The sequence below is a fragment of the Photobacterium lutimaris genome, assembly GCF_003025555.1.
In the GTDB taxonomy this organism is placed as follows: domain Bacteria; phylum Pseudomonadota; class Gammaproteobacteria; order Enterobacterales; family Vibrionaceae; genus Photobacterium; species Photobacterium lutimaris.
Map to the genome: position 1 here is coordinate 115,265 of NZ_PYMH01000008.1, position 13,659 is coordinate 128,923.

Genomic DNA, 13,659 nt, shown 5'->3' on the forward strand with positions numbered 1-13,659 from the left:
CAACGGAGACCAAAACCGTTCGTCGAGCATACCAGATTTAACGTAATATTAAAATCCTGCCGTTTTTTACAACATTCACAAATTTTGAATAAACGTGAGGAACGGTTGTTCCAACCGGATCCTTTTCGCCTTTATTTCAGCTTGTTATATTACAGCGCCCCGCCAAAGAAAACATAAAACGCATGGTTTGACTGCTCAGTACGGCCATAGGCCAAGATAAGCGGCCCAACCGGCGTAGTGATCCCCGAATACAAGCTGCCAGCAGTATAGAGCGGAACATCCTTGAAACTCAGATCAGAATTGTTGTAGACCCCGCCATACTCCACCGATCCACCGAAAAAGACCGAGGATTTAAACAGGCCAAAGTCCTGCTCCATCAGGTTGTAGCGGTATATGGCCGCAGTGAATATTTTGTTGTTGCCCGACAAACTGTTTTTCGGGATCCCTGACAAATTGAGGAAACCGCCGAGCTCTTTAGGATCGAGTCGCAAATCAAAGTCCGATCGTACCCGGCCATATTCCGCCTTGCCAATGAAGGTATGGTCATCATAGGTCACCGCCCCCTTCCAGTTCATATCAAAATGCACCGAGAAGTCATCAAACTCCTCGCCTTGGAAGCGACTTTGATCATCCGATGCTGCCAGCTCTAGTTCGAACAAATTACCTTGCTTGGGCAGCATGAAGTCATCCAGCGTATCTAGGCTGTAACGAATATAGCCAATTTGACTCTTGCGCTTATCGACCCCGAAACTTGGAAAGCCCAGTACTTCCGTTTCCCCGCTGAGATAGCGCATGCCTACCCGAAACTCTTGCCATAACCTTGGCTGCCAACCAAACGATGCATCAAAAATAGTATCGGTATAGGTTGCTGGAATAAAAAAATCAATATCTTCTAAAGCAGGCTCTTCGCCAAATAACGGAATATTGTAATCGGTACTTTTATACTCCGCCGTTATCAATGAAAACCAGTCGTGATCTCTGACAAAAGGCAAGTACAACCCCGTCGCAATACGTTTATCCGACCCATACTCCAGCTCGGTTCGCCACTCAGCCCCTGCACGATTAAGCCCAGTGACATTGAACGCCATTCCAAAGGAGTAATCGGTACTGTTTTCAAAATCATCCTCAAGGGCAAAACGGAAGTCGATGAAATTTGGCCCCCAGCTTTTCTCCTTCACATTGAGCAAGATAACATTCTCATCATCGATTCGCTCAATACGGTAATCTACCCGTTCAAAGCGATCCAGAGCGTACAAGCTGTGTACACTCTCGTCCAACTCCTCCGAGCTAATGGCCTTTCCGGCTTCAAGCTGTAAGCGGCCAAGTAGCACTTCATCGGCATAGCTGCTGTTGTTGTACAACCGGATTTCATCGACCACCAATTCATCCAGCGGTACCAACTGGCGCCGGCGTTTCTGTTTGTTGTCGATGTAGTCCTGGAACCAGGTGCTCCGGCCTAGATGGTGTAACTCATCGGCCATGGCCATCACCTCGACATAGCCGCTCTCGAAGGCCAGCGGCATACGGGCGAAGTCTGTGGTTTTGATGCCGCGGATATTCGGTCGGATCAAAAAGTCTTCGTCTGATAGCAAGGCAATCTGGCGGTCAGCATTATCGCGCACCATAAAGTCCGTCAGCTGATCCATAACCGCAAAATAGGTATTGAGCTCATTGCGATTTTTGAATTCATTGCTGATATCAACCGCAATAATGATATCTGCCCCCATATTACGCACTACCTCTATCGGCAGGTTGTCGGTGATCCCGCCATCGACGAGAAGCTGGTTGTTAAGCTCCTTGGGCGGCAGCAAACCCGGAATAGACATACTGGCTTGCATCACTTCGGCCAAGTCGCCTTTGGCAAGCACCACAGGCTGGAGGTTTTCGATATCTGTCGCCACTGCGCGGAAAGGGATCACCAGCTGATCGAAGCTGTCAAAAACGGGCAGGTTGCCAGATGTCGAGCGTAAGATTTCGCCCATGGTCTGCCCCTGAACAATGCCCCTCGGTGCTTTGACCTCCCAAAACCCAAATCCAAATTCACTCGTGATTTGGTAACGGTCCTCCTGCTGCTTTTCCCTCACTCGGCGATCGCCGCGCATGACCCGGTCTTGGTAGCCTTTCTCCCAGTTAACACTCGTCAACAGAGCTTCAATCTCATCGGCGCTCATCCCGGTCGCATACAAACCACCGACATAGGCTCCCATACTGGTACCCGCAATGTAATCGACGGGGATATGAAGATCTTCCAGTGCCTTGAGCACCCCAATATGGGCTGCGCCCTTGGCTCCGCCACCGCCCAGCACCACTCCGATTTTTGGTCGCTGCTCGGCAAAGGCGAGAGAAGAAAAAGGTACACTGTACAAGCATAAAAATGTGATACTTAGCACTAAAGTTATGCAACAATGTTGCAGGTAATAAAACACACTGTGAGTTGCCGCAAATGGCTGTTTTTGGGTCATGGGCTACTTATTCCGTGAACGCACACTACGTTCACATCTTCAGATAAAACTATAAAGACTATGAAGTTCAACCAATTAACAATCAAACAAAAGCTGATCCTGGCAATGGTTCTTGCGGTTACTGCCTCAACCTTACTGGTTGGTATGATTAGCCAAAAGCAAGCAAGGCAAGTGGTCGAAAATCGGCTGATGCAATCGGAGCTCCCGGCTACCCTACTGCAAATTCGTAATAGCATCGACAAAGAAGTTTCATTGATGCTGGGGGCTGCCGAGCAATTGGCGACCAGCCATTTTATTACCGACCTCTATCATGATGGCAGAACCCAAGCTGATGAAAGCAAAATAATCCAGCGCCTCAATGATATCAAGAACCAGTACCAATTGTTCGATGCTTCTATTGCTGATCGTACCAGTGGTGATTACTGGAACCAGAATGGTTTCCTGCGCCGCCTGACGCCTCAAAAAGACAGCTGGTTTTATGATTTCACCCAATCAGGCCAAGCCCGTTCGCTCAGTGTATTTCGCGAAAATAACGGCGATATGAAGCTATTTGTCAACTACCAGCAGCTGCACGGCAAAGGTATGGCCGGCCTGTCAAAATCACTTGCCGAAATGGTGCGCTTTATCAACCAGTTCCAATTGGAGCAAACCGGTTTTGTGTTTCTTGCCGATAGCGATGGCCGGATCCAGCTCCACCGAGACCGTAGTGTAATGGGCAATAAAAAGCTAGCCAATCTCTACGGCTCCCAGGCAGCCGCCACCCTAATGGCACAAGATGATTTCAATATCGTCCAGCAAACCATCAATGGCCAAGATATCTTGGTGGCCACCAGTTACATCCCGTCAATGAACTGGTATGTGGTTGCCCAAATGCCGCTTGAAGAAGCCTTTTCTGAGCTGAACCAAGCCCGCCAGCAAATCATGCTATGGACAGCCGGTATCGGTGCCATTTTTGTTCTGCTTGCCATCTGGCTCGGCAGCAACATTACCCAGCCAATTTCTCGCCTTGCCGCCATGTTCAAAGATCTGGGTGAAGGTGAAGGCGATCTGCGCCACCGAATTGAAGTCACGGGGAATGACGAAATTGCTCAGCTTTCTGCAGGCTTCAATAGCTTTATCGGCAAAATTCATTACTCGGTAAAAGAAGTCGCCGAGACCGGTAACAGCCTGCGTGAAGCGGCAGAGTCGGTCGCTCACCAAGCCGAAATCACCTTGGATACCAGTCACAACCAACGTGATCGCACCCTGCAGGTCGTCACCGCCATCAATGAAATGGGGGCTACCGTCAATGAAATCGCCAGCAATGCTGCACAGGCAGCCGATGCGGCACACAATGCCGAGAACGAGACCCAGAGCGGCCAGCAGGTAGTCAGTCAAGCGCGCGACACCATCAACCAGCTATCCAATGATGTGACCAAAGTCAGCGAGGTGATAGAGTCGCTCGCCAACAACACCCAAGCGATTGGCAGTATCCTGGATGTGATCCGCGGTATTTCAGAGCAAACCAATTTACTGGCACTCAACGCCGCGATTGAAGCCGCCCGTGCCGGTGAGCAGGGCCGCGGTTTTGCCGTAGTGGCCGATGAAGTCCGCAGTCTCGCCAGCCGAACCGCTGACTCTACGGATGAAATCCAGGCAATGATCAACCGCCTGCAGGAAGAAGCCAGTAACGCGGTCAGCGCAATGATCCAGAGCCGCCAGCTCACCTCCGCTGGGGTGTCAGCCGCTGATGAGGCTTCAGGTGCTCTGTTATCAATATCTGACCGCATTACCCTGATATCCGATATGAATACCCAAGTGGCAACCGCCACCGAGGAGCAATCAACCGTGGTCAGCGATATCAACTGCAACATAGAAGATATCAACGAAACCACCCAGCGCACTGCCGATACCGCGTCGCAGCTGGCCCAATCAAGCCAGGCGCTACGCGATCTGTCCAAGCGTCTTGATGACATGGTCGGTACCTTCAAGCTGTAACCAAGCTTAGCGGTGTAGGTAGCCGCAACAATTAGCATTTATTTATCTGAGGGAGAGCAACTTGCTCTCCCTTTTTTGTACTTAACGCCTTCCGCTAGACTCTCACCTCGTAGACATAATGCTTCGCAAGATACAAAGCTCTAACCATCTGCCGCTCAAAAGACCGCAAAAAAAAACCAACAAAACAGAAGGTTAACATCATGGCATCAAAGTTGATTAGTGCTAATAAGCTCAGGGGGAAATTTAACCATGGATAAAAAATTTTTACTTTCGGTAGTGCCTTTTTTGTTGTTGAGTCACAACGCCAACAGTGCAGCCTTTGATACCTGCCCATACTCTGCTTTTTTAATGCAGGACTCTCAAACCAACATTTACGGGGTCAACCTGCTAACGGGTGCCTACCAGACCCTGCAAACGGATATTGGTCAAAAGGGTAACCTCAATGCGGCAGGCTACAATGAAACCGACAATTTTATTTATGCCTTTAACACCACCAATAAGAAGGTGGTCAAGGTCGGCAATGACTTTACTGCGACCGACTTGCCCGTCACAGGTCTGCCCGACTCGCCTTTTTATGTCGGTGATGTCGCCAATAACACCTATTACCTCTATCGTTCGGGACTTTACAAAATCCCACTCGATGAAAGCGACCCAAATTTCCTCAAGGGCATCAAGGTTGAAGGCAGTGATTCAAGCATGAAGCTCACGGATTTTGCTTTTCACCCTGACGATGGCAACATTTACGCCATTGATAACAAGCGCGGTTACCTTTACCGTATCAGCCCCAATAACGGTAGCAAGACGGTTTTAGGTAATGCCGGTGTCACCGGCACCTTTGGCGCAGCCTATTTTGACGCCAGCGGGCAGTTTTACTTCAGCCGCAACCAAGACGGCATCATCTTTACCATTGATATATCTGATCCTAGTAATGTCGTGCCCACCGCCACCCGTTTCGCTGCGGGTCCAAAGTCGGGCCTTAACGATGGGGTACGCTGTGCTTCAGCGCCAGTCGAAATTGAAACCATCGATTTAGGTGATGCCCCGGATAGCTATCAAACCTCGGTCGACAATAACGGTGCCCGTCACGATCTCAGCAACAATTCTCTCTTCCTCGGTGGCGTTGCACCTGACAGTGAAGCTGTGGTTGGTACCAGCGATGATGAAACCGGCACCGATGATGAGGACGGCGTCATTATCACCCCACTGCAAAGTGGTGAGCAGGCGCTGATATCGGTCACGGCCAACCGGGCTGGCGGATTCCTCAATGCCTGGATTGATTGGAATAAAGACGGTGACTTTTCCGACAGCAATGAGCAAATCAGCTTTGGCCAAACACTTGCAGCAGGCATGAACTCACTGATAGTCAATGTGCCAGATTTTGTCAGTGCCGGTGACACCTGGGCGAGATTTCGCATCAGCAGTATTCAGGACTTACCTTCATTTGGTGGAGCGCCTGATGGTGAGGTCGAAGATTACCTAATAACACTGGAAAATGACCAACTAAACACATCGCGCTACGGACCCTTTACCGCTGCGTTTGAAGATAGCTGGCCACGTGAAGGCGATTACGATCTCAATGATGTGGTGATGCGCTATCAAATAGAGGTTCAAACCGATCAAAACAATGATGCCCGCCAGATCAAGATTTCCGGCAACCTGCAAGCACTGGGAGCCGATTACCGAAATGGCTTTGGCATCCATCTACCGCTATTAAGCCGCAGCTCAGTCAGTGAAAGCGATATTATCTTTACCCGCAATAGCAAACTGGTGGCCGTTTCACCACTAGAGGCAGGCCAGGGCAATACAGTACTGATTATTTCAGACGATCTCACCCCCCATACTCAATCGACTTGCCGCTTCCACCGTACACTTGAAAACTGCCAAGAAGTCGAGAGATTCCACTTCTCTGTCACTTTGCCCCTCACAGCAGGAGTGAAATCTTGGACTTTACCTGCTGCACCTTATGACCCCTTCATTTTTGCAGTCGATGGTTTCAACCATGGCGAAGGTACATCCGTTGGGCGCGGGCTTGAGATCCATCTAGATGACTACGAACCAACCCAGTTAGGCAATGCCAGCCTAGAGCTGATGGGTAACTACGATGATCGCAGTGACAGCGGAATCGGCAGCCTATACCGCACCGAAAATGGCCTGCCATGGGGGTTTATCGTCACAGAGACTTGGTCTCACCCACTAGAGCAAGTCGATATGTTATTGGCTTACCCTCGGTTTTTCGATTACGCCACAACGGGCACCCATGTCGACTGGTTTATTAAATCAAAAAGGGTTAGCCAACACCTCTATGGCCTCGAATAACAGCATGGCCCCTAAGAGCAATCGCTTGGCATAGCAATAATTGGAAGAACAGAGGAATGGATGATGAAACAATTTACGCTCTTAATTTGCAGTTGGATATTGGCCTTGGGACTGACCGGTTGTGGTGGTGGCGGCGGTGATACTCCTCCATCCGCCTCGACACCGGCAGAGAATAATGCGAATGGTGACGACGACCCGGTTACCATGGCAAGTATCAAGGTAGCGCCAAATTATGATTTCACCACCAGCCAGCAACTGAAGGTGAATGTCGACCTACGGTCTCTCACCGACCAACGCGCTTATGTCGGCTTTTACCAGCAATGGAGTGGCGATGACAATTCCCCCATCCCTAACCCTGATACACAACTGCTGTTGTTTGTTACCGATGACGGCCAGCTGAACCAAACCCTGACGCTTGGCAAACAGCAGCAATCACTGATGATGTTGGTGATGTTTACCGATACCAGCATCCCCCCTATTGCCAAGGTGTTTGCGCTCAGTGATGGTAAAGAGCTGCAGTATCCGTAAAGCGGCGATGGACCATTGAACCACTCTTTACCCGCCAGCCTGTAGCCACGAGCCCCTGGCCCTATCAGAAACTAAAAAAGCGCCCTAGGGCGCTTTTTTCATAGTCGTTAGCAAAGTAGCAATTACTTACGCTTAACCGCTTTGGCATTTGGCAGGTCAGTGATTGAACCTTCGAATACTTCTGCAGCCAGACCAACAGATTCGTGTAGCGTTGGGTGAGCGTGGATAGTCAATGCGATATCTTCTGCATCACAGCCCATCTCGATCGCTAGACCGATTTCGCCCAGTAGCTCACCACCGTTAGTACCAACGATTGCACCACCGATAACACGGTGCGTGTCTTTGTCGAAGATCATCTTCGTCATACCGTCAGCACAGTCAGAGGCGATTGCACGACCAGAAGCAGCCCAAGGGAAAGTAGCAACTTCGTAGTTGATACCTTCAGCTTTTGCTTCTTTCTCAGTCTTACCCACCCATGCAACTTCTGGCTCAGTGTAGGCAATTGAAGGAATAACTTTAGGATCGAAGTAGTGCTTCTTACCAGAGATAACTTCAGCGGCCACATGACCTTCATGCACACCTTTGTGAGCAAGCATTGGTTGGCCAACGATGTCACCGATAGCGTGGATGTGAGCAACGTTAGTACGCATCTGCTTGTCAACGTTGATGAAACCGCGCTCGTCAACTTCGATACCCGCTTTCTCTGCGTCAATCAGCTTACCGTTAGGTACACGGCCGATAGCAACAAGAACTGCGTCATAACGTACCGCTTCAGAAGGTGCTTTCTTACCTTCCATTGACACGTAGATACCATCTTCACGCGCTTCAACAGCCGTTACTTTCGTCTCTAGCATCAGGTTGAATTTCTTCTTGATGCGTTTTGTGAAGACTTTGATGATGTCTTTATCTGCGGCAGGGATAACCTGGTCAAACATCTCAACAACGTCAACCTGAGAACCCAGTGCGTGGTAAACCGTACCCATTTCCAGGCCGATGATACCGCCACCCATAACAAGTAGCTTCTCTGGTACTTCTTTCAGCTCAAGCGCGTCAGTTGAGTCCCAGATACGTGGATCTTCGTGCGGGATAAACGGTAGCTCGATTGGACGAGAACCTGCCGCAACGATAGCGTTGTCGAAATTAATAGTCGTCGCACCACCTTCGCCTTCAACAACGATAGTGTTAGGGCCAGTAAATTTACCGTAGCCGTTAACTACATTAACTTTACGCATCTTAGCCATACCGCCAAGACCGCCCGTTAGCTGGGTAATGACTTTTTCTTTCCATAGACGGATCTTAGAGATATCGGTCTGCGGCTCACCAAAGACGATACCGTGGTCGGCCATCGCTTTAGCTTCTTCGATGACTTTCGCAACGTGAAGCAGCGCTTTCGATGGGATACAACCCACGTTCAGACATACACCACCTAGGGTGCTGTATTTTTCAATTAGTACCGTTTCTAGGCCTAGGTCGGCGCAACGGAATGCCGCAGAGTAACCTGCAGGGCCTGAACCCAACACCACTACCTGGGCTTTAATTTCTTTACTCATCATGACCTCGTTGTAAGTCTTTTATCCCTAACAGGCTAAGTATTCGTGTTCTACTTTTTGTTTCAGCTGGCTAACGATTTTACAGAGGTGTTAACAAACTGAAAAGAAAATTGCTATAGCCTGTGAGCTACACAACACTTCCATGCCTGCTTTAGCAGGCATGGAGGTTGGGTTAGGAAACCTTAAAGTACCAGACGGCGAATGTCAGACAGACACGCGTTCAGGTATGTAATGAAGCGAGCACCTTCCGCGCCATCGATCACACGGTGGTCGTATGATAGAGACAATGGAAGTTGTAGGCGTGGTTCGAACTCTTTGCCGTTCCACACTGGCTTCATTTCAGACTTAGATACACCTAGGATACCAACTTCTGGTGCGTTCACGATTGGTGTGAACGCAGTACCGCCGATACCGCCTAGGCTTGAGATAGTGAAACAACCACCTTGCATGTCTGAAGCAGTCAGTTTACCAGCACGTGCTTTCTTAGAAATCGCTTTCAGCTCATCAGATAGCTCGTAGATACCTTTCTTGTTCACGTCTTTGAAGACAGGAACAACAAGGCCGTTTGGCGTATCAACTGCGATACCTACGTTCACATACTTCTTCAGGATCAGGCTTTCACCGTCATCAGATAGCGAAGAGTTGAATGCAGGGAAGGCTTCAAGCGCTTTCGCTACCGCTTTCATGATGAAAACAAGTGGCGTGATCTTCATGCCAGTGTCTTTCTTCGCTTCAATCGCGTTCTGCTCTTTACGGAATGCTTCCAGAGCAGTGATATCTGCGTTGTCCCACTGTGTAACGTGAGGGATCATTACCCAGTTACGATGTAGGTTAGCGCCAGAGATCTTCTTGATGCGAGAAAGTTTCTGAACTTCTGTCTCACCAAACTTGCTGAAGTCAACTTTCGGCCATGGTAGTAGACCAAGCGCAGAGCCGTCGCCGCTGCCAGATGCCGCAGCACCAGACTCAAGACGCTTAAGTGCATCTTTAACGAAGCTCTGAACGTCTTCTTTCAGGATACGGTTCTTACGACCTGTACCTTTAACCTTAGATAGGTTAACGCCGAATTCACGCGCCAGACGACGAACAACTGGAGACGCGTGTGCGTACTCGTTGTTTTCTTGGAAGTCGCCTGCGGCCGGCGTCCCGCTTGAAGCCGGAGTTGCTGGAGCTGCAGCCGGAGCAGGTGCCGCCGCTGGAGCTGCTGCCACTGGAGCTGCTGCCACTGGAGCTGCTGCCACTGGAGCCGCTGCTGGAGCTGCGCCCGCCACTTCGAAGACCATGATTAGTGAGCCAGTTGACACTTTGTCGCCAGCGGCAATCTTGATTTCTTTAACCGTACCTGCAAATGGTGCTGGCACTTCCATCGAAGCCTTGTCACCTTCAACAGTGATTAGAGATTGCTCTTCTTCCACTGTATCGCCAACTGCAACCATGATTTCAGTCACTTCGACTTCATCACCGCCGATGTCTGGCACGTTGACTTCTTTTGCTGCAGAGGCTGCAGGAGCTGCCGCTACTGGCGCTTCAACTGCTGCTGGTGCCGCTGCTGAAGCTGTGCCGGCCACTTCAAAGATCATAACTAGAGAACCAGTAGAGACTTTGTCGCCTGCTGCAATTTTAATTTCTTTTAGAACACCAGCAAATGGTGCTGGTACTTCCATTGATGCTTTGTCGCCTTCAACAGTAAGAAGAGACTGCTCTTCTTCGATGCTGTCGCCAACTGCAACCATGATTTCTGTTACTTCAACTTCGTCGCCACCGATATCCGGTACGTGAACTTCTTTAAGTTCTGAAGTCGCAGGAGCCGCCGCTGGAGCTGGAGCAGCAGGCGCTGCTTCAGCCGCAGCAGCACCCGGAGCGCCGGCCGCCTCTGCTTCGAAAATCATGATTAGAGAACCGGTAGAAACAGTGTCGCCTTCAGCCACTTTGATTTCTTTAACGATACCCGCCTGAGAAGCTGGAACTTCCATAGAAGCCTTGTCGCCTTCTACAGTGATCAGTGACTGCTCTTCTTCAACCTTGTCGCCAACGCTAACAAGAATCTCAGTTACTTCAACCTCATCTGCACCGATGTCAGGTACATTAATTTCGATTGCCATGTTTAATTTGCCTCTTACGCGTATAGCGGGTTGATCTTGTCTGCGTCGATGTCGAACTTAGCAATTGCTTGTGCAACTACTGACTTCTCAACATCACCACGCTTAGCCAGTTCAGTCAGTGCAGCAACAACTACGTAGCCAGCATTAACTTCGAAGTGACGGCGTAGGTTCGCACGGCTGTCAGAGCGGCCGAAACCGTCAGTACCAAGTACTTTGAAAGACTCAGAAGGCATGAACGCACGAACTTGTTCTGCGTAGTTCTTCATGTAGTCAGTCGCAGCGATAGCTGGCTCAGTACCCATCACTTCAGTGATGTAAGGTACTTTCGCTTCTGCTTCTGGGTGAAGCATGTTGAAGCGCTCTGCATCCTGACCGTCACGTGTTAGTTCATTGAATGAAGTCACAGAGTAAACGTCAGAAGCAACGCCGTAGTCATCGCTCAAGATCTGTGCAGCTTTGCGTACTTCGTTCATGATAGTACCAGAGCTCATCAGCTGAACTTTCTTCTCGCCCGCGTAAGATTCTAGCTTGTAGATACCCTTACGGATGCCTTCTTCAGCGCCTTCTGGCATTGCTGGCATGGCGTAGTTTTCGTTCATTACCGTTAGGTAGTAGAACACGTTCTCTTGGTTCTCACCGTACATGCGACGGATACCGTCTTGCATGATAACCGCTAGCTCGTAAGCAAACGTTGGGTCGTAAGAGATACAGTTCGGGATCGTGTTCGCCTGGATGTGCGAGTGACCATCTTCGTGCTGTAGGCCTTCACCGTTCAGCGTTGTACGACCAGCTGTAGCACCTAGTAGGAAACCACGAGCTTGTTGGTCACCGGCTAGCCATGCCATGTCACCAATACGTTGGAAACCGAACATTGAGTAGTAGATGTAGAACGGGATCATTGGCAGGTCGTTGGTGCTGTATGACGTTGCCGCAGCAACCCAAGATGCCATTGAACCGAGTTCGTTGATACCTTCCTGAAGAACCTGACCAGAAGTCGCTTCTTTGTAGTAAGAGACTACACCGCGGTCTTCAGGTGTGTATTCTTGACCGTGTGGGTTGTAGATACCCACCTGGCGGAATAGACCTTCCATACCGAAAGTACGTGCTTCATCACAGATAATTGGCACGATGTTCTTACCAATGCTCTTATCTTTCAGAAGGATGTTTAGCGTACGTACGTAAGCCATTGTGGTCGAGATGTCACGCTTCTGCTCTACAAGGAGAGAAGAGAACGCGTCTAGCTCAGGCACTTTGAACTCTTGTGTGAACTTAGGCAGGCGCTTAGGCGTGTAACCGTGCAGCGCGTTACGACGAGCATGCAAGTATTCGTACTCAGCCGTACCTTCTTCCAGTTTCAGGTATGGAAGCTCTGTGATCTTCTCATCTGAAAGAATGTCTTGTAGGCCTAGACGGTCGCGTAGGTGCTGAACATGCGTCATGTCCATTTTCTTCACACCATGAGCGATGTTTTTGCCTTCTGCCGCTTCACCCATGCCATAACCTTTAACAGTCTTAGCTAGGATCACGGTTGGCTTACCGCCTGTTTCTTTTGCATTGTTGAATGCAGCGAACAGTTTAGATGAGTCATGACCACCACGCTTAAGTGCGAAGATTTCGTCATCAGTCATATCAGCAACAAGTGCCGCTGTTTCTGGGTACTTACCAAAGAAGTGCTCACGTACGTAGGCGCCATCTTTAGATTTGAATGTCTGGTAGTCACCATCGATAGTTTCGTTCATTAGCTGAAGAAGCTTACCGGAAGTGTCTTTCGCTAGTAGTGAATCCCAGTTGCTACCCCAGATAACTTTAACAACATTCCAACCTGCGCCTTTAAATAGGCCTTCAAGTTCTTGGATGATGCTGCCGTTACCCATTACAGGACCGTCTAGGCGCTGTAGGTTACAGTTAATTAGGAAACATAGGTTGTCTAGCTTCTCACGCGCAGCGAAAGAAATCGCACCGCGAGATTCTGGCTCATCCATCTCACCATCGCCCAGGAACGCGTAAACGCGTTGCGCTGAAGTCTCTTTCAGGCCACGGCCTTCAAGGTACTTAAGGAAACGTGCTTGGTAGATAGCAGAGATTGGACCCAGACCCATAGATACCGTCGGGAACTGCCAGAATTCAGGCATTAGTTTAGGGTGCGGGTAAGAAGGGATACCTTTACCGTCTACTTCTTGGCGGAAGTTGTCTAGCTGCTCTTCAGTCAGGCGGCCTTCAACAAATGCGCGAGAATAGATACCTGGAGAGATGTGACCCTGGTAGTAAACCAAATCGCCACCATCAACGTCGTTTGGTGCACGGAAGAAGTGGTTGAAACAGACTTCGTAGAATGCAGATGCAGACTGGTAAGAAGCCATGTGGCCACCTAGGTCCAAATCTTTCTTAGAAGCACGCAGTACAATCATGATTGCGTTCCAACGAATAATGGAACGAATACGGCGCTCAAGTGTTGTATCACCTGGGTATGCAGGTTCTTGTGCAGCTGGGATCGTATTGATGTAGTTGGTTGTCATACCTGTTGGCATATCTACGCCATCAAGACGAGCCTTGTCCAGTACTTGCTCAAGTAGGAACTGGGCGCGTTCTACACCTTCTTCACGAACCACTGACTCTAGGGCTGCTAGCCACTCTTGAGTTTCCAGTGCATCCACGTCATTTTTCATGACTTCAGACATGCGATCTATCCTTTCGTTGATAATCTACAAAACTAACAATGTCGCG

Annotated in this window: 7 protein-coding genes; 3 read left to right on the forward strand and 4 right to left on the reverse strand. The window is 49.5% G+C overall.

The features are described from left to right. Positions 1-149: 149 nt before the first annotated feature. Positions 150-2,462 carry a patatin-like phospholipase family protein gene (locus tag C9I99_RS16760; RefSeq protein WP_107350004.1) on the reverse strand — a complete coding sequence of 771 codons (2,313 nt, stop codon included), beginning with the start codon at positions 2,460-2,462 and terminating at the stop codon, positions 150-152. Between the two features lie 60 nt (positions 2,463-2,522). Between C9I99_RS16760 and C9I99_RS16765 the strand changes: the two genes are divergently transcribed. From C9I99_RS16765 to C9I99_RS16775, 3 genes are all read left to right on the forward strand, one after another. Continuing rightward, positions 2,523-4,439 (forward strand): methyl-accepting chemotaxis protein, encoded by a 1,917-nt coding sequence (locus C9I99_RS16765; protein WP_107350005.1) that lies wholly within the window; start codon positions 2,523-2,525, stop codon positions 4,437-4,439. A gap of 249 nt (positions 4,440-4,688) precedes the next feature. Continuing rightward, positions 4,689-6,755 (forward strand): LruC domain-containing protein, encoded by a 2,067-nt coding sequence (locus C9I99_RS16770; RefSeq protein ID WP_107350006.1) that lies wholly within the window; start codon positions 4,689-4,691, stop codon positions 6,753-6,755. 60 nt (positions 6,756-6,815) lie between these two features. Further along, positions 6,816-7,283 carry a hypothetical protein gene (locus tag C9I99_RS16775; RefSeq protein ID WP_133638257.1) on the forward strand — a complete coding sequence of 156 codons (468 nt, stop codon included), beginning with the start codon at positions 6,816-6,818 and terminating at the stop codon, positions 7,281-7,283. 122 nt (positions 7,284-7,405) lie between these two features. On the opposite strand, the gene lpdA is transcribed toward C9I99_RS16775, so the two are convergent. The 3 genes from lpdA to aceE form a co-directional block, all read right to left on the reverse strand. Beyond that, the gene (gene lpdA / locus C9I99_RS16780; RefSeq protein WP_107350008.1) at positions 7,406-8,833 is read right to left on the reverse strand and encodes a dihydrolipoyl dehydrogenase; all 1,428 of its coding nucleotides are present in this window, start codon (positions 8,831-8,833) and stop codon (positions 7,406-7,408) included. Positions 8,834-9,015: 182 nt separating this feature from the next. Next, a complete protein-coding gene (gene aceF / locus C9I99_RS16785) occupies positions 9,016-10,935 on the reverse strand; it encodes a pyruvate dehydrogenase complex dihydrolipoyllysine-residue acetyltransferase (protein ID WP_107350009.1) in 1,920 nt (639 codons plus the stop codon). Positions 10,936-10,949: 14 nt separating this feature from the next. Further along, positions 10,950-13,613: a pyruvate dehydrogenase (acetyl-transferring), homodimeric type gene (gene aceE / locus C9I99_RS16790; RefSeq protein WP_107350010.1), complete on the reverse strand. Its 2,664-nt coding sequence runs from the start codon at positions 13,611-13,613 to the stop codon at positions 10,950-10,952. Positions 13,614-13,659: the final 46 nt, after the last annotated feature.